Annotated in this window: 18 protein-coding genes; 16 read left to right on the top strand and 2 right to left on the bottom strand. The window is 65.3% G+C overall.

Annotated elements, in window-relative coordinates:
* The first annotated feature begins 139 nt into the window (after positions 1 to 139).
* The 14 genes from C8C94_RS08100 (at position 140) to C8C94_RS08030 (ending at position 14,589) form a co-directional block, all read left to right on the top strand.
* Complete coding sequence (locus C8C94_RS08100; protein ID WP_121420371.1) at positions 140 to 622, top strand: hypothetical protein; 483 nt, start codon at positions 140 to 142, stop codon at positions 620 to 622.
* 55 nt (positions 623 to 677) lie between these two features.
* The gene (locus C8C94_RS08095; protein WP_121420370.1) at positions 678 to 2,531 is read left to right on the top strand and encodes an acyl-CoA dehydrogenase; all 1,854 of its coding nucleotides are present in this window, start codon (positions 678 to 680) and stop codon (positions 2,529 to 2,531) included.
* Entirely contained in the window at positions 2,531 to 2,740 is a 210-nt protein-coding gene (locus C8C94_RS08090; RefSeq protein ID WP_121420369.1) for a hypothetical protein, read from the top strand. The genes C8C94_RS08095 and C8C94_RS08090 overlap by 1 nt, the downstream gene beginning before the upstream one ends.
* 387 nt (positions 2,741 to 3,127) lie before the next feature.
* On the top strand, positions 3,128 to 3,919 hold the full coding sequence (locus C8C94_RS08080; protein ID WP_055394014.1) for an SDR family oxidoreductase: 792 nt from the start codon (positions 3,128 to 3,130) through the stop codon (positions 3,917 to 3,919).
* 146 nt (positions 3,920 to 4,065) lie between these two features.
* Positions 4,066 to 4,497 (top strand): PaaI family thioesterase, encoded by a 432-nt coding sequence (locus C8C94_RS08075; protein WP_121420368.1) that lies wholly within the window; start codon positions 4,066 to 4,068, stop codon positions 4,495 to 4,497.
* Positions 4,498 to 4,592: 95 nt separating this feature from the next.
* Positions 4,593 to 5,609, top strand: coding sequence for an NADP-dependent oxidoreductase (locus C8C94_RS08070; protein WP_121420367.1), 1,017 nt, complete (start codon positions 4,593 to 4,595; stop codon positions 5,607 to 5,609).
* A 268-nt stretch (positions 5,610 to 5,877) separates the two neighbouring features.
* Positions 5,878 to 6,336, top strand: coding sequence for a GNAT family N-acetyltransferase (locus C8C94_RS08065; protein ID WP_121420366.1), 459 nt, complete (start codon positions 5,878 to 5,880; stop codon positions 6,334 to 6,336).
* Between the two features lie 9 nt (positions 6,337 to 6,345).
* Positions 6,346 to 8,016 (top strand): acyl-CoA dehydrogenase family protein, encoded by a 1,671-nt coding sequence (locus C8C94_RS08060; RefSeq protein ID WP_121420365.1) that lies wholly within the window; start codon positions 6,346 to 6,348, stop codon positions 8,014 to 8,016.
* 210 nt (positions 8,017 to 8,226) lie between these two features.
* The gene (locus C8C94_RS08055; protein WP_121420364.1) at positions 8,227 to 9,159 is read left to right on the top strand and encodes a glutathione S-transferase family protein; all 933 of its coding nucleotides are present in this window, start codon (positions 8,227 to 8,229) and stop codon (positions 9,157 to 9,159) included.
* Positions 9,160 to 9,311: 152 nt separating this feature from the next.
* On the top strand, positions 9,312 to 10,217 hold the full coding sequence (locus tag C8C94_RS08050; protein ID WP_121420363.1) for an SDR family oxidoreductase: 906 nt from the start codon (positions 9,312 to 9,314) through the stop codon (positions 10,215 to 10,217).
* 123 nt (positions 10,218 to 10,340) lie between these two features.
* Positions 10,341 to 10,898 (top strand): methylated-DNA--[protein]-cysteine S-methyltransferase, encoded by a 558-nt coding sequence (locus C8C94_RS08045; protein WP_121420362.1) that lies wholly within the window; start codon positions 10,341 to 10,343, stop codon positions 10,896 to 10,898.
* Between the two features lie 133 nt (positions 10,899 to 11,031).
* Positions 11,032 to 12,054: a diguanylate cyclase gene (locus C8C94_RS08040; protein ID WP_121420361.1), complete on the top strand. Its 1,023-nt coding sequence runs from the start codon at positions 11,032 to 11,034 to the stop codon at positions 12,052 to 12,054.
* A gap of 99 nt (positions 12,055 to 12,153) precedes the next feature.
* On the top strand, positions 12,154 to 13,356 hold the full coding sequence (locus tag C8C94_RS08035) for a multidrug effflux MFS transporter (RefSeq protein ID WP_121420360.1): 1,203 nt from the start codon (positions 12,154 to 12,156) through the stop codon (positions 13,354 to 13,356).
* Between the two features lie 114 nt (positions 13,357 to 13,470).
* Positions 13,471 to 14,589: an IS110 family transposase gene (locus C8C94_RS08030; protein ID WP_121419543.1), complete on the top strand. Its 1,119-nt coding sequence runs from the start codon at positions 13,471 to 13,473 to the stop codon at positions 14,587 to 14,589.
* A gap of 616 nt (positions 14,590 to 15,205) precedes the next feature.
* Here the strand turns inward: C8C94_RS08030 and C8C94_RS08025 are convergent.
* A complete protein-coding gene (locus C8C94_RS08025) occupies positions 15,206 to 16,312 on the bottom strand; it encodes a DUF72 domain-containing protein (protein ID WP_121420359.1) in 1,107 nt (368 codons plus the stop codon).
* Positions 16,313 to 16,354: 42 nt separating this feature from the next.
* Positions 16,355 to 16,765 (bottom strand): hypothetical protein, encoded by a 411-nt coding sequence (locus C8C94_RS08020; protein ID WP_121420358.1) that lies wholly within the window; start codon positions 16,763 to 16,765, stop codon positions 16,355 to 16,357.
* A gap of 167 nt (positions 16,766 to 16,932) precedes the next feature.
* On the opposite strand from C8C94_RS08020, the gene C8C94_RS08015 reads away from it, so the two are divergent.
* Positions 16,933 to 19,302, top strand: coding sequence for a Tex family protein (locus tag C8C94_RS08015; protein WP_121420357.1), 2,370 nt, complete (start codon positions 16,933 to 16,935; stop codon positions 19,300 to 19,302).
* Between the two features lie 81 nt (positions 19,303 to 19,383).
* On the top strand, positions 19,384 to 20,211 hold the full coding sequence (locus tag C8C94_RS08010; protein ID WP_121420356.1) for an HDOD domain-containing protein: 828 nt from the start codon (positions 19,384 to 19,386) through the stop codon (positions 20,209 to 20,211).
* Positions 20,212 to 20,253: the final 42 nt, after the last annotated feature.

The following is a 20,253-nucleotide window of genomic DNA, read 5'->3' as shown; positions in this document are numbered from 1 at the left end:
ACGCTGGCTACAAATTGTTGCTTTGCCGGGGCATGATGCGCCCCTCGGCGCGGTTGGCGCGGGCAGAATCCGCGCGACCACCGGCTTGCCTGTGGCACTGAACCTGTCTCCTTTCTCCATCCCGAACCCGGTACCTCCCATGCGTTGTCTGCTTCCTTCCTTTCGCCACTGTGTCGCCCTCTCGGCCCTTGCCGTTGCATGCGGTGCCCATGCCCAGAGCCAGACCTACAAGCTCCAGCTGCCGCTGGAGTCGGACTCCGACGTGGTTTTGCAGGACATCGTGGTGGACGCCAAACAGACGCGGGTGACGCTTGCCGTCAAGAACACCACCGATGAATCGTTCGAGGCCTGTGCGCAACCCACTGGCTCGCCCGATGCGTTCACGCTCAAGGACCTGGGCACCGGCACTGTGCTGCCGCAGCTGTCGATTGGAGGCCTGTCTTTCTGCAACGTGAAGATGGATGTGGTCAAGCCCGGCCGCAACAAGCTCGTCAAGATCACGTTCCCGCCACTGCCTGCAGGTGCCACACGCCTGCAGCTCGGAGAAGCCAATTGCCAGCCCAAGCCCGATTCGGACATGGACTACTGGTGTTTCAAGAACATCGTGCTGCCTGCACGCTGAGCCCTATCAGGCCATTGGAGATCGGGCATGCACGCAGCCACAAGGAGACCTTCTGATGACCCTGCGTTCCACGCTCGACTTTCTGCTGTATGACTGGCTCGATGCCCAGTCCCTCACGGTCCGCACGCGTTTTGCAGACCACTCGCGCGAAACCTTCGATGCGGTGCTCGACACCTGCGAGCGCATCGCTCGCGAGAAGTACGCGCCCTTCAACCGCACCGTAGACATCGAGGAGCCACACTTCGACGGTGAAAAGGTCATCCTGCCCCAGGCGACCTACGAGGCGCGCAAGGCCTACGCAGAATCCGGCCTGTTGTCGGCCGCGCAGGACTACGAGGTCGGCGGCATGCAGCTGCCCTATGCCGTCGAGGCGGCCGCCAACAGCTTCTTTGCGGTGGCGTCCATCAGCATCGGCTCGAACCTGCTGACTTCGGGCAACGCCAACCTGCTCATGGTGCATGGCACCGAGGCGCAAAAGCAGGTGTTTGCACTCAATGAATTCAACGGGCGTTGGTCGGGCACCATGTGTCTGTCCGAGCCGCAGGCGGGCTCCTCGCTGTCGGATGTGGCCACGCGCGCAGTGCCTGATGGCGATGGCTTCGAGGCCGACCCATTGGGTGCAAGGTATCGCCTCACGGGCAACAAGATGTGGATCAGCTCGGGCGACCATGAGCTGACCGAAAACATCGTGCACCTGGTGCTGGCCAAGATCCCGGGGCCGGACGGCAAGCTGGTGCCGGGCACCAAGGGCATCTCGTTGTTCATCGTGCCCAAGAAACTGGTGGACACCGAAGGCAAGCTCACCGGCGTGCGCAACGACGTGGCGCTGGCGGGCCTCAACCACAAGCTGGGCTGGCGCGGTACCACCAACACGCTGCTTAATTTCGGTGAAGGCAGGTTCCCGGTTGAGGGCAAGGCCGGGGCCGTGGGCTACCTGGTGGGCCAGCCCGGCAAGGGCCTGCACTGCATGTTCCACATGATGAACGAGGCGCGCATCGGCATCGGCATGGCCGCCACGATGCTGGGGCTGGCGGGCTACTACGCCAGCCTGGACTACGCCAAGAACCGGCCCCAAGGGCGCCCGGTGCAGGGCCCCAAGGATGGCGCCGCTGCCGTGGTCAAGGACGCCGCCCAGCCCCAGGTGCGCATCATCGAACACGCCGACGTCAAGCGCATGCTGCTGGCCCAGAAGTCGTATGGCGAAGGGGCGCTCGCGCTCAACCTGTTTTGCGCCAAGCTGGTGGACGAGCAGCACACGGGCGACGCGGCGACGGCCGACGAAGCCCGCCTGCTGCTGGAGGTGCTCACCCCCATTGCCAAGAGCTGGCCCAGCGAGTTCTGCCTGGAGGCCAACTCATTGGCCATCCAGATCCATGGCGGCTACGGTTATACGCGCGATTTCCCGGTGGAGCAGTACTGGCGCGACAACCGCCTGAACATGATCCACGAGGGCACGCACGGCATCCAGGCCATGGACCTGCTGGGCCGCAAGGTGCTGATGGAAGGCGGCCGCGGCCTGCAACTGCTGGCCGGGCGCATCAATGCCACCATCGAGCGCGCGATCCAGGTGCCCGCGCTGGCGGCACATGCCAACGCGCTGGGCAAGGCGCTGCAGGACGTGGGCGCCGCCACCAAGGCCGCCTGGGCCACGGGCCAGCCTGCCGATGCGCTGGCCAATGCCGTGCCTTACATGCAGGCCTTTGGCCACACGGTGCTCGCCTGGGTTTGGCTGGACGTGGCCCTGGCCACGCTGGCCCGGGATGCCGATCTGGCCCAGCCCGCGAGCGTGGGACGCATGGGCGGCATGCGCTTTTTCTTCCACTACGAGCTGCCCAAGATCGGTGCCTGGCTGCAGGTGGTGAGCACGCGCGATGCCACCTGCGCGGCCTTCCCTGAAGAGGCGTTTTGATGGCGGCGCAACTGACCCTGCAACGCCTGCACAAGCTCATCTGGCTGCTGATTTACGGCGGGTTGCTCACGCTGATACTGGGCATCGCCACCGCCCGCACCGATGAGGCTCTGGGCTGGAGCCTCATCGTGGGCGGCGGGGTGCTGGCCGTGGTGGGTGTGGTGCTGATCCCGGTGCGGGCCCGGTTGCACACCGACCCCGGCCCTTAGAGCCTGCTCAAAGTCTTTTTGGAGACCGCATTGGAGTGCAATCGGGATGAGTGGATGCTTCGGATGCGCCGCATGGGCTCATGCCCATGCAAGCAGCCGGGGCGTCCAATCGCCCGATTTCACTCCAACCCTTCGGGCAAGTGCCTTGCCGGGCGGTCTACGGCGTTGCGGCGCTTGCCGATAGCACGGGCTATCGGCGGCGCACCGCGCCTTGCATCCCATCCCGGCAAGGCACTTGTGCGGCTCCAGAAAAATTTTGAGCAGGCTCTTAGCTGAACACCCGACACCCCCGCGACACAAAGCGCCCGCATTGCATCGCACAATCCTCGGGCGCGTGGGGCAAACACCCAACGACAGATCCATCCAAAACCGAAGGAGACTTTCAGCATGACCCGTACCATCCAACAACTGTTTGACCTCACCGGCAAGACCGCACTGGTCACCGGCGGCTCGCGCGGCCTGGGACTGCAACTGGCCCACGCGCTGGGCGAAGCGGGTGCCAAGATCATGCTCAGCTCGCGCAAGGCGTCTGACCTGGAAGAGGCTGCCGCCGACCTGCAGGCTGCGGGTATCGACGCACGGTGGATCGCCGCTGATTGCGCCAAGGAAGACGACATCCGGCGCCTGGCCGACGAGACCCTGGAGCGCCTGGGCCATGTGGACATCCTCGTCAACAACGCAGGCGCAGCCTGGGGGGCCCCTGCCGAAGACCATCCCGTGGACGCGTGGGACAAGGTGATGAACCTCAACGTGCGCGGTTACTTCATCTTGAGTCAGCACATCGCCAAGCACAGCATGATCGCGCGCCGCAGCGGCAGCATCATCAACGTAGCGTCCATCGCAGGCTTGGGCGGCAACCCCAAGGGCATGAACACCATTGCTTACAACACCTCCAAGGGCGCGGTGATCAACTTCACACGGGCGCTGGCCGCTGAATGGGGCGCGTACAACATCCGCGTCAATGCCATCTGCCCGGGTTTCTTCCCGAGCAAAATGACGGTGGGTACGCTCAAGGCCATGGGCGAGGAAGCGCTGGCCGCCCACGCCCCGCTGGGCCGTCTCGGCGATGATGAAGATTTGAAGGGCCTGTGCGCGTTGTACGCGTCGGATGCGGGCAAGCACATCACCGGCCAATGGCTGGCGGTGGACGGGGGCGTGAGTATCGTCACCGGCGGGTGAGCATCCCCCTGAGGCGCTGCGCTCCTTCCCCCTTCTCTCGGCTTCGCCGGGAAGGAGAACGCAGCCCTCGCTGCGGGGCGGCCCTTGCTCGGCTGCCCTGGTCTGGGCCGCGCCAGTATTTGAGGTTTGTGTTCTGAGGAAATCCCTTGAAAAGTTTCGGTGTCGAAATTCCCTTTGTCCACCACCTGGGCTTCACGCTGCAGCGTATGGAAGGCGGCGAGTCTGAGCTGCATTACGAAGCCCAGCCCGAGCACTTGAACTCGTTTGCCGTGACCCACGGCGGTGCGTCGATGACGCTGCTGGACGTGACCATGGCCACGGCGGCGCGCAGCGAGACGCCCGACATGGGCGTGGTCACCATTGAGATGAAGACCAGCTTCATGCAGCCCGCACGCGGGCCGCTGGTGGCCAAGGGGCGGCTCATTCACCGCACGGCCACCATGGCTTTTACCGAAGGCACGGTGTATGACGCGCAGGGCAAGGTGTGTTGCCATGCCACCGGCACGTTCAAGTACGTGCGGCGCCTGCCAGTCGATGGGCGCAATGTGAATGACCTCAAGGTCATTTCCACCGATTGAGTCAGATTTTTAAGTCAAATTGGCCTCTAGCGCTTTATCTATAAGCGCTGGCAGCTATTGAATTTATAGTGATAGACATTCTGAAGGAGCCTCTCATGCCACGCAACCAACAAATCGTTCTCGACAACCGCCCCCAAGGCGAAGCCGTGGTCAGCAACTTCAAGCTGGTGGCCACCGACACGCCCGCGCTCAAGGACGGCGAGGTGCTGGTACGCCACCACTTTCTGAGCCTGGATCCCTATATGCGCGGCCGCATGAACGAGAGCAAGAGCTACGCCGCATCGCAGGCGCTGGGCGAAGTCATGATCGGCGGCACTGTGGGCGAAGTGGCCGAAAGCAAGCACCCCAAGTACGCGGTGGGCGACAAGGTGGTGGGCATGGGTGGCTGGCAGGAGTACAGCGTGGTCAATGCCGACCAGCCCGGCGCGCTGCGCAAGGTCGATACGACCCATGTGCCGCTGTCGCACTACCTGGGCGCCGTGGGCATGCCTGGCGTGACCGCCTGGTACGGCCTGGTCAAGATCATTGCGCCCAAGGAAGGCGACACCGTGGTGGTAAGCGCCGCTACCGGCGCGGTGGGCAGCGCGTTTGCCGCATTGGCCAAGGCGCGCGGCTGCCGTGCGGTGGGTATTGCCGGTGGCGCCGACAAGTGCAAGTACGCAGTGGAAGAGCTGGGCTTTGACGCCTGCATCGACTACAAGGAACACAGCGACGTGAAGGCCATGTCCAAGGCCCTGAAGGAAGCGTGCCCCAACGGCATCGATGGCTACTTCGAAAACGTGGGCGGCTGGATCATGGACGCCGTCATGCTGCGCATGAACGCCTTCAGCCGCATTGCCCTGTGCGGGATGATCGCTGGCTACGACGGCGCACCGCTGCCCATGGCCAACCCCGCGCTCATGCTCATCAACCGCATGAAGGTCGAAGGCTTCATTGTGAGCGAGCACATGGAAGTCTGGCCTGATGCGCTCAAGGAACTGGGCACGCTGGTCGGCACCGGCAAGCTGCGCCCACGCGAGACCATTGCGCAGGGCATCGCCTCTGCGCCCGAGGCCTTCCTGGGCTTGCTCAAGGGCAAGAACTTCGGCAAACAGCTGGTGAAGCTGATCTAAGAACCTGCTCCCGGCCTTTTCATGGGGTGCGCATGACAGCAAACAGTCACGATCTAGGCGTCCACCGCAGCCCATGCTGGCCGCCTGGGCAAGGTGGGCAACGACGAGCGTGGCTGTTTGCTGCCATGCCCTCCGGGTTGCCCCGCAAAGGCAGCGTCTGCTGCGTTGCCCATCCTCGCCGCACATCGGTGCGGCTTGCGGTGGGCGCCTTGCATCCACTGCCTTTGTGGGGCAACGCACCCCATGAAAAGGCCGGGAGCAGGTTCTAATGCGGTGGACCTGGGCCCGCTTCGACGACCTCGGCGTGCACGCCCTGCACGATGCGCTGGCGCTGCGCTGCAAGGTGTTCATCCTGGAGCAGGGCCCTTACCAGGACCCGGACGGGGCGGACAAGCAGTCCTACCACCTGCTGGGCTACGACGAGGCGGGTGCGCTGCAAGCCTGTCTGCGCGTGGTGGACCCGGGCGTGAACTACCCTGAGCCCTCCATCGGCCGCGTGGTCACCGCCAAGGAAGCGCGGGGCAACGGCACGGGCAGGGCGCTGATGGCCGAGGGCATCGCTCGCTGCAGCCAGGCATGGCCGGGGCGGGGCATCCGCATCAGCGCGCAGGCCCATCTGCAGGGCTTCTACGGCAGCCTGGGTTTTGAGGCCGTGTCCGATGAGTACCTGGAAGACGATATCCCCCACATCGAAATGCTGAGACGGGGTGACAGCCCCACTGCCTGAGGAGCCGCCATGACCGCTGCCAGCCCTGCCGTCACCCATGAGGTGTTCAACCAGAGCACGCCCTGGGCCGATGTGAACCTCTTCACCGCCAACCAGCCCTTGCAGGACGCGCTGCGCCTGCATGCCCCCAGCCTGCCGCTGGCGGGCCTCGCGGCGCTGGGCGCGGAGATGGGATCGGCCGAAATGCAGACCCATGCTCGGCTCGCCAACACCTACAAACCCCAACTGCGCACCCACGACCGCTTCGGCCATCGCACCGATGTGGTGGAGTTCCACCCCAGCTACCACGCGCTCATCGGCACTGCGCTGCGCCACGGCCTGCACGCCACGCCGTGGTCGCGCCAGGACACGGGCCACGCGCATACCGAGCGGGCCGCAGGCTTCATGCTGTTCACCGAAGCGGAGCCCTCGGTGCTGTGCCCCGTGTCGATGAGCTACGCCGTGACCCCGGCATTGCGAGGCAATTCAGCGGTATGGGCGGACTGGAGCAAGGGTTTGGCGAGCACGCAGTACGACCCGCGCCTCGCGCTGTTCTCGCAAAAATCCGCGCTCACCATGGGCATGGGCATGACCGAGAAGCAGGGCGGATCGGACGTGCGCGCCAACACCACACAGGCTGTGCACGATGGTGAAGACGCCTGGGGCGCACGCTACCGCATCACCGGCCACAAATGGTTCTTCTCGGCCCCCATGTGCGACGCCTTCCTGATCCTGGCGCAGGCACCCGGCGGGCTTACCTGCTTCTTCTTGCCGCGCGTGCTGCCCGATGGTGGTGGGGGTGCGGTCAATACCATCCGCATCCAGCGCCTGAAAGACAAGTTGGGCAACCACGCCAATGCCAGCTCCGAGGTCGAATTTATCAACGCCTTGGCCTGGCGCGTGGGCGAGGAAGGCCGTGGCGTGGCGCAGATCCTGGAGATGGGCACCATGACGCGGCTCGATTGCGCTTTAGGCACCAGCGGCCTCATGCGCCAGGCGCTCAGCATCGCTCTGCACCACACGCGCCAGCGCTCGGCCTTTGGCAAGAAGCTCTTCGAGCAACCGCTGATGCGCAATGTGCTGGCCGATCTTGCTCTTGAAAGTGAAGCGGCTACCGCACTGTCCATAAGGCTTGCGAGTGCCTTTGACCACAAGGACAAGAGTGAACACGAGGCCGTGATGGCCCGCCTGCTCACGCCCGTGGCCAAGTTCTGGGTGTGCAAACGCGGCAGCGTGTTTGCGCAGGAGGCCATGGAATGCCTGGGCGGCAACGGCTATGTGGAAGAGGGCGGCGAGGGCGTGATGGCCCGCATCTACCGCGAGATGCCGCTCAACTCCATCTGGGAAGGCGCGGGCAACATCATGGCGCTGGATCTGATGCGCGCCGTGCGCCGCGCCGATGCCGCCGCCGCGCTCGACGCCGAACTGGCCCCTGCACGCGGCGCCCACCCCGCGCTGGACCGTCTGGCAGGTGCCTTGCCCCTGCGCGTGGACGCCATGACCACCGAGGCCGAGGCCCGCCGCCTTGCGCAAGATGTGGCCCTGGCAGTGCAGGCGGCGCTGCTGCTGCGCAGTGCGCCCGGCGCCGTGTTCCGCGCGTTTTGCGACTCGCGCCTTTCTGGCGACTGGGGCTACAGCTTTGGCACGCTGGGTACGGGTGTCAACCTTGACGCCATCTTGGCCCGCGCGCTGCCGACATGAAGCACCCCCTGAGTCGCTTCGCGCCTTCCCCCTCTCTCGACTCACTGCGTGAGTCGGGAGGGGGACGCCCCCAGCGCCCACAAGCGAAGCGCCGCATACGCGGCTTGGCGGCCCTTGCGCGGGGGCGCTGGTCTCGGCCGAGACAAGCCCGGCCGCTGTTACCGAATTCAATCGCTTCAGATAACTGATCAGTCTTTCGAGGAGAACCCCATGTCCCACCTCATCCTGCACCACTACCCCTCGTCCCCGTTTTCCGAAAAGATTCGTGCGGTGCTCGGCTTCAAACAACTGGCCTGGAAGTCCGTCATCATCCCCAGCGTCATGCCCAAGCCCGATGTGGTGGCGCTGACGGGTGGCTATCGCAAGACGCCGTTCTTGCAGATCGGCGCCGACATCTATTGCGACTCGGCCCTCATCTGCGACGTGCTGGAGCATGAACAGCCCGAGCCGGTGCTGTACCCGCCGCACCTCAAGGGCGTGGCGCGTGTGTTTGCACAGTGGGCGGATAGCACGCTGTTCTGGGCCGCCATGGCCTACAACCTGCAGCCCAAGGGCGCAGCCGTGATGTTTGCCAACCTGCCGCCCGCTGCCGCGCAGGTGTTTAGCGAAGACCGCCGCGAGATGACCGCAGGCATGCAGCGCCTGCGACCGGCCGACGCGACGGCTGCCTACCGCTCGTACCTGCGCCGCATCGCCCACATGGCCGAGGAGCACGACTTCCTGTTCGGCGCCGAGCCCTGCCTGGCTGACTTTGCTGCCTACCACCCGCTGTGGTTCACGCGTCAGTTTGGTCCGGTGATGGCCGACATTTTCGCGGCCACCCCCGCCGTGCTGGAGTGGATGGACCGCATCGCAGCGCTGGGCCATGGTCGTATGGAAAAGTTCAGCGCTCAGGACGCCATTACGGTGGCTGCGGGCATAGACCCTTTGCCCCTGATGGACGACGTGTTCCAGGACGAACACGGCATCCCGCTGGGCAGCCAGGTCACGATTTCCGCCGAGAGCTTTGGCACGGAGCCCACCGAGGGCGAGCTGATTGCTGCCACCCGCACCCGCTACACGCTGCGGCGTACCGACCCGCGCGCGGGCACGGTGCATGTGCACTTCCCGCGCATTGGGTATGTTCTAAGACCATCCCCCTGAGCGGCTGTGCCGCTTCCCCCTTCTCTCGGCTTCGCCGGGAAGGGGGACGACGCCCTCGCTGCGGGGCGGCCCTTGCTCGGCGTCCCCGGCGTGGGCCCCGCCAGTTTCAACCCAACGCTCTAAATTGTTACGGACTCAAGGAGACAAAAACCATGATCGACAACTTTTCCGGCAAAACCGCCGTCCTCACCGGCGCAGGCTCGGGCTTTGGCCTGGAATGCGCGCGCATCGGTGCCCGCCTCGGCATGAACCTGGTGCTGGTGGATGTGCAGCAGGACGCGCTGGACGCCGCCGCTGCCGAGATGCAGGCCGCAGGCAGCCAGGTGCTGGCCCGCAAGGTGGATGTATCGAACGCTGCGCAGATGGAGCAGCTGGCCGCCGATGTGCAGCAGCGCTTTGGCGCGCCGCACCTGGTGTTCAACAACGCGGGTGTGGGCGCGGGCGGGCTGGTGTGGGAGAACTCCGTCAAGGACTGGGAATGGGTGCTGGGCGTGAACCTGTGGGGCGTGGTGCACGGTGTGCGCCTGTTCACGCCCATGATGCTGGCAGCGGCCAAGGCCGACCCGGCCTGGCGCGGCCACATCATCAACACCGCCAGCATGGCGGGCCTGCTCAATGCGCCCAACATGGGCATCTACAACGTGAGCAAGCATGCCGTGGTGAGCCTGTCGGAGACGCTGTACCAGGACTTGTCGCTCGTCACCGACCAGATCGGCGCCAGCGTGCTGTGCCCGTTCTTCGTGCCCACCGGTATCAACCAAAGCCACCGCAACCGCCCCGGCGACCTGCCCGCCGACAAGCCCACCAAGAGCCAGCTCATCGGCCAGGCCATGAGCGACAAGGCCGTGGGCAGCGGCAAGGTGACTGCCGCCGAGGTAGCGCAAAAAGTGTTCGACGCAGCGGCTCAAGGCCAGTTCTACATCTACAGCCACCCCAAGGCACTGGCCTCGGTGCAGACGCGCATGGAAGACGTGATGATGATCCGCAACCCCACCGACCCGTTTGCCGCCAAGCCCGAGCTGGGCGCGCAACTGCGCGCGGCGCTGCGGGCCGATTGATGGCGCAGGTGCAGGTTGAATGCCGAAAATATGAGAGAAATTCGCCTCTAGCGCTTATTCGGTAAGCGCTAGTAGCTATAAAAAAAGTAGTGAAAATTCAACCTGCAAGGAGGGGCCCGCACTGTGCCTGATGCCGCCCCTGGCCACGGCCATGCGCTGTTCGACACCGCCATCGGCACCTGCGGCATTGCCTGGTGTCCGGGCGGCATCGTGGCCGTGCAATTGCCCGAGGCGGATGCCGAGGCGACCCGGGCGCGTTTGCTGCGCAGCCATTCACACTGCGCGCAGTCTGGGGAGCCCCCCGCCCCCGTGCGCAGCGCCATCGAAGGCATCCAGGCGCTGCTGGCGGGGCAACCCCGCGACCTGTGCGAGGTGCCGCTCGACATGTCCGGCATTTCGCCGTTTCACCAGCAGGTGTATGCCATTGCCCGGGCCATACCGCCGGGCCGCACGCGCACCTATGGCGAGGTGGCCGAACAGATCGGCAGCAAGGGCCTGTCGCGCGCCGTGGGGCAGGCGCTGGGCCTGAACCCGTTTGCGCCCGTGGTGCCGTGCCACCGGGTGCTGGCGGCGGGTGACCGGCCGGGCGGCTTTTCGGCCGGAGGCGGCGCGCTGACCAAGCTGCGCATGCTGCAGATTGAAGGCGCGTGCCCGGGTGGCACCCTGCCACTGTTCGGGTAGGCCCGGAGCGCAGTGGCCTCACACACCCCGCACAGGAGGCGCTTGCGGTGCTACATTGATAGGAGCGATCGGCTGTGGAGCCCACGGCCTGACGCGCGCAGCTTGTGCCCCCCTTCCGCCAAGGAACCCACCCATGTCCCCAGAACGCCAGCGATTGATCCGACTGCTGTTCGACGAATACATCGAGATGTATGCCGCACGGGATGCAAGGCTGGTCACCCGTTTCAGCGACAACTTCAGCGGCTTTGCGGGCAGCAGCGACCAGCTGGTCAAGAGCCGTAGCGATTGGGTTGACGTCACCTTGCAGGACTTTGCCCAGGTGCCCGGCCGCATCGGCATTGACGTGGTGGACCTCTTCCCCCAGGAGTTGAGCGATGACGTGGTGGCCGTCACGGCGTTTTTCCACATCCGGCTGCCCATTCCTGACGCACTGTTTGCCCGCGAGACCGCGCGGCTGGTGCTGGTGTTTCGCCATGAGGAGGGCGACTGGAAGATTGCCCACAGCAGCATTTCCATCCCCTACGGCCTGGCGCGTGACGGCGAGGTGTACCCGGTAGGCCGCCTGCAGCAGCGCAACCTGGAGCTGGAGGCGCTGGTGGAAGAGCGCACCCAGGCCCTGGCGCAGGCCAACCAGCGGCTGCAACTGATTAGTAACACCGATGGGCTCACCGGCATTGCCAACCGCCGCCATTTTGACCAGACCCTGGCGCACGAATGGGCCCGCGCCCAGCGGGCGCAGACGCCGCTCTCGCTGATCATGCTGGACGTGGACGTGTTCAAGCACTTCAACGACCACTATGGTCACCTGGCGGGCGATGCCTGCCTGCAGGCGCTGGCCCTGACCCTGGCGCAAACCGGCGGGCGCCGCGAGGGTGATCTGGCGGCGCGTTTTGGTGGCGAGGAGTTTGTGGTGCTGCTGCCGGCGTCGGACGCGCAGGCTGCCATGGAAGTGGCCCGCCAGATCCAGCAGGCCATCCAGGCGCTGGCCTTGCCGCATGAGGGCGCGCCTTTCGGCATCGTGACCGTCAGCTTTGGCGTGGCCAGCCTGGTGCCCCAGCGTGACCAGGCCCCCGAAGAATTGGTGCGCCGCGCCGACCGCGCCATGTATCGCGCCAAGCAGGCCGGGCGCAACCGCATCGAACTGGCTCCGGACTGAAGGGTGGGCGCAGTACCTGCCGTGCGCAGCTAGCGCTGTTGGCCGTTCATTCAGGGTTTACCCGAGTGGTGTGCACCGAAATGGTGACAATGGGCGGCTATGCATTTTTCCCGCTTCCTCAAAATGGCCCTCATCCTGGGTCTGCTCTCGGCCATCGGCCCCTTTGCCATCGACATGTACCTGCCCGCGCTGCCCGATATTGGCGCCAGCCTGGGGGCGTCGGTGGGCGCTGTGCAGTGGAGCCTGACGGCGTTTTTCCTGGCGCTGGGGGCTGGCCAGCTGTTTTACGGCCCTATCTCCGACATGGTGGGGCGCAAGCCGCCGCTGTACTTTGGCCTGGGCCTGTTCACGGTGGCCAGCGTGGGGTGTGCGCTGGCCAGTGACATCGAAACCCTGGTGGCCCTGCGCTTTTTGCAGGGCCTGGGTGCGGCGGCGGGCATGGCCATACCGCGTGCCGTGGTGCGCGACCTGCACACGGGCACCGATGCAGCGCGGCTGATGTCGCTGCTGATCCTGGTGTTCAGCGTGTCGCCCATCCTGGCGCCGCTGGCGGGCAGCGGGGTGATTGCGCTCACGGGCTGGCGCGGCGTCTTCTGGGTGGTAGCCGTGGCCGCCGTGGCGGGGCTGGCGCTGGTGTACGGCAGCCTGCAGGAGACACGCCCCGCGTCCGACCGCGTGGAAAGCAGCCTGGGCGGCGCCCTGCGCGCCTACGCGCTGCTGCTGCGCGACTGGCACTACCTGGGCCTGGTGTTCATTGGCGGCTGTGCCATGGCCGGGTTTTTTGTGTACCTGGCGGGCTCGCCGTTTGTGCTCATCAACCACTACGGGCTGACGCCCACGCAGTACAGCCTGGCCTTTGGGGTCAACGCGGCAGCGTTCATCGGCGCCTCCCAGTTCACCGCCACGCTGGGTGAGCGCTTTGGCATGGTGCGGGTGGTGAAGGCGGCGGCCACGGCCTCGGGCGCGGTCATGGCGTCGTTGCTGCTTTACTACCTGCTGGGCGGCGATGACCTGGCCGTGCTGATCGGTTTGTACTTTGTGGCCAGCGCGCTCATGGGGCTGGTGATCCCCACCACCTCGGTGCTGGCGCTGGAGAAACACGGCGCCATCGCCGGCACGGCATCGGCCCTGCTGGGCACGCTGCAGATGCTGACGGGCGCCCTGGCCATGGGCGTGGTCGGCCTGTTTGCCACCGGCAAGCCCTTGCCCATGGTGATTGGCATGGCCACCGGGGCGCTGGTGGGCGTGGCGCTGGCGTGGATCACGCTGGGCGGCAGGCGCGGGGTGATGGTGCATGCCTAGACATCATGGTCGCCGCCCCTCGACTAGGCGGCCGGTCTCCCACATCGTAGGTTGCGTCCAAGGACGTAGAGCTACATGCTGTGACTTGCGTCGTCAGCAACAAGGAGACCGACCATGCAAGAGAGTAGCAAGATTCACGTGGGATTGGACGTCCACAAAGACAGCATCAGCATCGCAGCGGCCGAGCCCGGGCGCATGCCTGGGCGCCTGATAGGCAAGGTCACGCACGATGTGAACAAGCTGTTCAAGGTGTTGACCAAGGTCGGCAACGCCGATCAGCTGCACATCGTGTACGAGGCCGGGCCTACCGGCTTTGGCCTTCAGCGCGCCTTGCAAAGCAAGGGTTACCTGTGCGAGATCATTGCCCCCTCGCAGATCCCGCGCCGCCCGGGAGACAGGATCAAGACCGACGGGCGCGACTGCGTTCAATTGGCCGAGTGCTCTCGCGCTGGCCAGTTGAGCGCCGTGTGGATCCCCGACCCAGAGGACGAAGCGATCCGCGACCTGTCGCGGGCGCGCGAAGACGCGGTCAACACTCGCGTGCAGGCCCGCCACCAACTCAAGGGGTTCTTGCTGCGCCACGACGTGCGCTACACCGGCAAAACTTCGTGGTGCGGCGCCTACTACCGCTGGCTGGGAACACTGAACTTCGGTGCTGGCGCCACGCAGACGGCATTTACCGAATACTGGCAAGCCGTGACGGCAGCAGATGACCGTGTGGACCGGCTGACGAAGGCGCTACAGGCCTCGATCACTGGCTGGCGCTTTGAGCCCGTGGTGGCTGCGCTGCAGGCGCTGCGTGGTATTGCCGCGATCACGGCGATTGGTCTGGTGGCAGAGATTGGAGATCTGGGGCGCTTTGCGCATCCCCGCAAGCTCATGGGGTATCTCGGCCTGGTTCCCGCGGAGCACTCCAGTGGTCAGCGCACGAGCCGGGGCAGCATCACCAAGACAGGCAACGCACACGCCCGGCGGCTGCTGACCGAAGCTGCCTGGAACTACCGCTTCAAGGCGCGCATCGGCAAACAAGCGCAGATCAGGCAACAAGATCTGTCCGAGCCGATACGAAGGATGGCATGGACAGCGCAGTTGCGACTGACACAGCGCTTCGCGGCGTTGAGTGCACGTGGCTTGCAGGCCAACAAAGCCTGCATCGCCGTCGCAAGAGAGTTGGCAGGCTTCATCTGGGCCATCGGCATGCAGGCGCAGCGCGAGCAAGGCCAAACCATCTGAAAGAAAAGAGGCAGGACAAGCAAGCAGCAGGATCGATCTGGCGATGCGATACGGGCCACGATAGGGCAACCCTCGAGACTCCTACCAGGGCACCGCAAGGCAGATCCCCGACGCTAGAGCGAGGCAGGCCCACGACGAATCGATGAAGTGCTGGTAACCAATCCGCGGATATGAGTCTGATTCATCGTCGCTGCTAACGCTCGTGTCGCATCACCCGATTGATCCTGAGAGCACACCAAATGAGGCACTGACAGTATTGACAATGGCGACCATATGAGGAGCCTGTCGGACTTGGAAATCGTCGGCTGCAAATTGACCGCAGCGGTCCATTTTTTACCGTCTTTTTGCCCCATAGCCGGGCTATGGGGCTGCAAATCCGGCAAAAACTGTCCTCGCTGGGGCCGATTTTCGCTATCGACGCTCCAAGTCCGACAGGCTCCTGACCCATGCCACAAGCGCTTGCAGAAAATTTGAATAAAAAGTGCATCTAGCGCTTGATGGATAAGCGCTAGCAGCTATGAATATGTGAGTATTTCGCCTTCCAGAGCGGTACATCGCATCCGGCTCACACCGCGCTCAGACTCACCCGCTGGGACGTCGCTGCTGCGCGTGCACATCAGCGGGGCGCTGCCGTCAGCACCGCGGCCACTTCGTCGGCCACACCGCGCACCGTCAGCGGCGCGCAGCCCTCGGCATGGTTGCTGATGGTCACCAAAGCGTTCTGCCCCCGGCGCGTGATGCCCGCAATCACGCTGGCCAGCTCCGCCCGGGTGGGCAGGTCGGGGTGGTGCAGGCGGTCGTAGGGGGCGTACAGGCGCTCCGCCTCTTCATAGCCATAGGGGCCATGCACGGGGTTCAGGTTCCAGCGGCACACCAGGGGGCCGGGCCACAGCGCGCGCAGCATGGGCAGCTGTTGCTGCAGTGGCGGCATCTTGGCATGCAGGCCCAGGCAGTAGGTGGCACCGGCATCGCGCAGCACGGCGGCAAAGTCGGGGGTCAGCCATTCGGGGTCACGCACTTCCACCGCAATCACCCCATCGGGCGCTGTGGGCGCGAGGGCTGGCAGGGCGAGCAGCATGGTGCGCAGGCGGTCCAGCAGCAGCGGCAGGCGGTCCAGCTGCGCCAGCGGCAGCGGGCTGAGCTGGAACACCAGCGCACCCAGCTTGTGCCCCAGGCCTTGCAGGGCAGGCTCCACACACTCGCTGCGGGCCAGTTCGGGGCTCAAAAACGCCGGGTTGGCCTGGCGGCCCCGGCCGTCTTCGCTGCGCACCAGGGCATCGGTCACCACACTCGGTGCCTTCACCACAAACCGGAAGTCATCGGGCACCTGCGACGCATAACGCTCGTACTGACTCACGGTGAGCGGCCGGTAGAAGCTGCGGTCAATGCTGACGGTGCGCATCAGCGGATGCTGGGCATACACCGCCAGGCCTTGCTTGGACAGTTGCGTGTCGGAATGTTCGCCCTCCCACACCAGGCCTTTCCAGCCGGGGTAGGTCCAGCTGGAGGTGCCCAGGCGCAACTGCCGGGGCAAGGCGGCGGCCAGGGCGGTGAGCGCATCGTCGTGCGCCATAGCGGTTACCTGGCTGGAGCGCTTGCGCGGGGCAGGCGGCGCGGCATGTTCTGCGGCTTCGGGCGCATCGGCTTTGGTCGGCCGGGTGGAATGCCGCGAAGGCACAGGAGGTGTTGGGGCTTCGGGGCTGCCGAACAGGTCGTCTTGCATGCGGCGGGCAGGGCGGGTGGGCAAAGAGACGGATGCGCGGGGTCACAACCCCGAGAACAACCCGCCCTCGTTCAGCAGCTCGTACGTGATCTCCGGCCGCTGGTCCATGCCCTTCTTGATGGCTGCCGGAATCGCTTGGCGTGTCTTGCGGCACAGGCCGCGCTGCTCGTGGACCAGGATGGTGATGCCGCGCAGGGTGCGCACTTCGTTGGGGCTGGGGGCAATGGTCAGCCGCAGGCCCAGCTGCTGCTCCATGCGCTCCTGCAAACGCCGCAGGTCGCTCAGGCTGGTGATGTTCTCCAGCCGCTGCAGCAACTTCTTTTCTTCAGCCTGGGTGAGCTGCAGGATGCGTGCCTCCAGCACGGCATCGGGGGATTGCAGCAGGGCATCCCGGTCGCAGACACAGGCACCAGGCGGGCATTCTGTGCGGATGGGGAAGGGCAGGGGCTGCATGAAGGGGCGGTCTTGAAGGCTGGAGCATTCTAGACAGCCCACCCCGCCCTCATGGCAAGGCCGGTTGTTCCCCTGGGTTGTTACCAATAGTGCCTGTGGCAAACTCCCGCGCTTCGCGTTTTTGTTTGTTCGTTTGTTTGACCGAGTCTCAGAGAGTTTGCCCACACATGCAGCAGATCATCCGGCAGTTGGCCGCAGAAATCAGGGTTAGTGAACAACAGGTGCGCGCAGCGGTGGAGCTGCTGGACGGCGGGGCCACGGTGCCCTTTATCGCGCGCTACCGCAAGGAAGTCACCGGTGGGCTGGACGATATCCAGCTGCGTGAGCTGGAAGCCCGCCTGTCTTACCTGCGCGAGCTGGACGACCGCCGCGCTGCGGTGCTCAAGAGCATTGACGAGCAGGGCAAGCTGACCGATGCGCTGCGTGCTGCCATTGCCGCAGCTCCAACGAAGCAGGAGCTGGAAGACATCTACCTGCCGTTCAAGCAAAAGCGCCGCACCAAGGGCCAGATGGCCCGCGAGTTCGGCATCGAGCCGCTGGCTGACAAGCTCTTTGCCGACCCCACGCTGGACCCCGCCGTGGAGGCTGCCGCCTTCACGAAGCCGCCCGAGGTGCTGGACGATGGCAAGACGGGCGCGGACTTTTCGACCGTGCCCGCAGTGCTGGACGGCGTGCGTGACATCCTTTCCGAACGCTGGGCCGAAGACCCGGCACTGGTGCAAAACCTGCGCGAATGGCTGTGGGCCGAGGGGCTGCTGCGCAGCAAGAAGGTCGAGTCCAAGAACGAGAACGACCCCGAGGTTTCCAAGTTTCGCGACTACTTTGAATACGACGAGCCCATCGGCCGCGTGCCGTCGCACCGCGCATTGGCGGTGTTCCGGGGCCGTGGCCTCGAAATTCTTGAAGCCAAACTGGTGCTGCCCGTGGAGCCAGAACCGGGCAAGCCCAGCATTGCCGAAGGCAAGATCGCCCTGCACCTGGGCTGGAGCCACGCAGGCCGCAAGGCCGACGACCTGATCCGCAAGAGCGTGGCCTGGACGTGGCGTGTGAAGCTCAGCCTCTCCACCGAGCGCGACCTGTTTGCCCGCCTGCGCGACGACGCCGAGAAGGTGGCGATCAAGGTGTTTGCCGACAACCTGCGCGACCTGCTGCTGGCCGCCCCTGCGGGCCCGCGTGTGGTGATGGGGCTGGACCCCGGCATCCGCACCGGTGTGAAGGTGGCCGTGGTGGATGCCACCGGCAAGCTGGTGGAGACGGCCACGGTGTACCCGCACGAGCCACGCCGCGACTGGGAAGGCTCGCTGCACACCCTTGCCAAGCTGGCCGAGAAGCACGGCGTGAACCTGATTGCGATTGGCAACGGCACGGCCAGCCGCGAGACCGACAAGCTGGCGGCCGACCTGATCAAGCTGGCGGCCAAGGTGGACCGCGTGATTGAAAAGGTGGTGGTGAGCGAGGCCGGTGCTTCGGTCTACAGCGCCAGCGAATACGCTTCGCAAGAGATGCCCGATGTGGACGTGAGCCTGCGCGGCGCTGCCAGCATCGCGCGCCGCCTGCAGGACCCGCTGGCCGAGCTGGTCAAGATCGACCCCAAGAGCATTGGCGTGGGCCAGTACCAGCACGACGTGAACCAGAGCGAGCTGGCGCGCACGTTGGGCACGGTGGTGGAAGACTGCGTGAACTCCGTGGGTGTGGACCTGAACACGGCCAGCGTGCCCTTGCTCAGCCGTGTGTCGGGCCTGTCGGGCAGCGTGGCCAAGGCGGTGGTGCGCTGGCGTGAGGCCAATGGCGCGTTCAAGAGCCGCAAGCAGCTCATGGACGTGGCAGGCCTGGGCGCCAAGACGTTTGAGCAGAGCGCGGGCTTCTTGCGCATCCGGGGGGGCGACAACCCCCTCGATATGACCGGCGTGCACCCCGAGACCTATCCCGTGGTCGAGCAGATCATGGAGAAGACGGGCAAGCCCGTGGCCGAGATCATGGGCCGCGCCGACATGCTCAAGACCTTGAAGCCCGAGCTGTTTGCCAACGAAAAATTCGGTGTGATCACCGTCAAGGACATCCTGGCCGAGCTGGAAAAGCCGGGCCGCGACCCGCGTCCGGACTTCAAGGTGGCGCGCTTCAACGATGGCGTGGAAGACATCAAGGACCTGAAGGAAGGCATGATCCTGGAAGGCACGGTGAGCAACGTGGCCCAGTTCGGCGCCTTCATCGACCTGGGCGTGCACCAGGATGGCCTGGTGCATGTGAGCCAGCTCGCGCACAAGTTTGTGAACGATGCGCGCGAAGTGGTCAAGACCGGCGACATCGTCAAGGTCAAAGTCATGGAGGTGGACGTGGAGCGCAAGCGCATCGGCCTGTCGATGAAGCTGGGCGATGCGCCACCGCGCCAGGGCGGCGACCGGGGTGCACCCCGCGACAACCGCTTTGAGGGGGCTGGCCGCGGCTATGCACAACCCCAGCGCCGCGCGCCCGAGCCCGTGCAACAGTCGGCCATGGCGTCGGCATTTGCCAAGTTGCAACAGGCCAAGGGCCGTTGACGGATTGCGGCGGGATGGCCTGGGTTTGCGGCAGGTTGGGGGCCATAATCGCCAGCAACCCCAACTCTGGTGCCTGACCCCATGGAGCTGAACGCACTGCTGGCCCAACCCGTAGCTCTGCCCAGCCTTCCGCGCACGGTGGCATTGCTGATGAGCGAGCTGGCGCATGAAGAGCCCAGCCTGCGGCGTCTGAACCAGCTTTTCGGCACCGATCCGGCCCTGGCCGGGCGGCTGCTGGAGCTGGCCAATTCCCACACCTTCCAGGTACCGCGCCAGATTGCCGGCATCCCCGAGGCACTGGCACTGCTGGGTATTGCCCAGGTTCGCGCACTGGTCACGTCGGCACCGCTGGGCACCGCGTCGCGCTCGGTGCCCGGCGTGCACATGCAGCAGTTCTGGCGCTACAGCCTCAACACGGCCAAGCTGGCACGGTCGCTGGCGGGCATCGTGCACCAGAACCAGACCGCTGCGTACACCACCGGCCTGCTGCACGCGCTGGGCGAGCTGGTGATCCACCTGGCCGACCCGGACAAAGCCCAGTCGGTCAACACACTGGTGGCCCCGTTTGACCTGCGGCGCGGCAAGATCGAGCAACGCATCTTTGGCTACTGCTATGGCCATGTGACGGCCGGGCTGGCGCGCCGCTGGCGTTTGCCCGAGGTGGTGGTGGATGCCCTGCACCACCAGAGCGCGCCGTTTGACAACAATGCCTACGAGCCCCTCGCGGGCGTGATCCACCTTGCGTCCTGGCGCGCCCGAGCGCGCGAGGCAGAACTGGGCGAAAAGGAACTGGCCGTGTCGTTCCCTGGCGAAGTGGGCTTGGCCCTGGGGCTGGACATCGACATGGTGCTGCAGCAAGACCCTATCGACTGGACTGCGAAGCCTGAGGCTGCTGATTACGTGGTGTGAGAGCTGGTTTTGAGCCGCCTTGCGGCTTTGCGAAAATGCCGC

It is taken from the genome of Acidovorax sp. 94 (genome assembly GCF_003634645.1).
GTDB lineage: Bacteria > Pseudomonadota > Gammaproteobacteria > Burkholderiales > Burkholderiaceae_C > Acidovorax > Acidovorax facilis.
The sequence above is the reverse complement of the archived record's forward strand: the minus strand, read 5'-3'. Positions and strand labels throughout refer to the sequence as shown.

Excerpts from the sequence above, each read along its gene's own strand:
- C8C94_RS08100 (WP_121420371.1), top strand. The coding sequence starts at position 140 with ATGCGTTGTCTGCTTCCTTCCTTTCGCCACTGTGTCGCCCTCTCGGCC.
- C8C94_RS08095 (WP_121420370.1), top strand. The coding sequence starts at position 678 with ATGACCCTGCGTTCCACGCTCGACTTTCTGCTGTATGACTGGCTCGAT.
- C8C94_RS08090 (WP_121420369.1), top strand. The coding sequence starts at position 2,531 with ATGGCGGCGCAACTGACCCTGCAACGCCTGCACAAGCTCATCTGGCTG.
- C8C94_RS08080 (WP_055394014.1), top strand. The coding sequence starts at position 3,128 with ATGACCCGTACCATCCAACAACTGTTTGACCTCACCGGCAAGACCGCA.
- C8C94_RS08070 (WP_121420367.1), top strand. The coding sequence starts at position 4,593 with ATGCCACGCAACCAACAAATCGTTCTCGACAACCGCCCCCAAGGCGAA.
- C8C94_RS08065 (WP_121420366.1), top strand. The coding sequence starts at position 5,878 with ATGCGGTGGACCTGGGCCCGCTTCGACGACCTCGGCGTGCACGCCCTG.
- C8C94_RS08060 (WP_121420365.1), top strand. The coding sequence starts at position 6,346 with ATGACCGCTGCCAGCCCTGCCGTCACCCATGAGGTGTTCAACCAGAGC.
- C8C94_RS08055 (WP_121420364.1), top strand. The coding sequence starts at position 8,227 with ATGTCCCACCTCATCCTGCACCACTACCCCTCGTCCCCGTTTTCCGAA.
- C8C94_RS08050 (WP_121420363.1), top strand. The coding sequence starts at position 9,312 with ATGATCGACAACTTTTCCGGCAAAACCGCCGTCCTCACCGGCGCAGGC.
- C8C94_RS08040 (WP_121420361.1), top strand. The coding sequence starts at position 11,032 with ATGTCCCCAGAACGCCAGCGATTGATCCGACTGCTGTTCGACGAATAC.
- C8C94_RS08035 (WP_121420360.1), top strand. The coding sequence starts at position 12,154 with ATGCATTTTTCCCGCTTCCTCAAAATGGCCCTCATCCTGGGTCTGCTC.
- C8C94_RS08030 (WP_121419543.1), top strand. The coding sequence starts at position 13,471 with ATGCAAGAGAGTAGCAAGATTCACGTGGGATTGGACGTCCACAAAGAC.
- C8C94_RS08025 (WP_121420359.1), bottom strand. The coding sequence starts at position 16,312 with ATGCAAGACGACCTGTTCGGCAGCCCCGAAGCCCCAACACCTCCTGTG.
- C8C94_RS08020 (WP_121420358.1), bottom strand. The coding sequence starts at position 16,765 with ATGCAGCCCCTGCCCTTCCCCATCCGCACAGAATGCCCGCCTGGTGCC.
- C8C94_RS08015 (WP_121420357.1), top strand. The coding sequence starts at position 16,933 with ATGCAGCAGATCATCCGGCAGTTGGCCGCAGAAATCAGGGTTAGTGAA.
- C8C94_RS08010 (WP_121420356.1), top strand. The coding sequence starts at position 19,384 with ATGGAGCTGAACGCACTGCTGGCCCAACCCGTAGCTCTGCCCAGCCTT.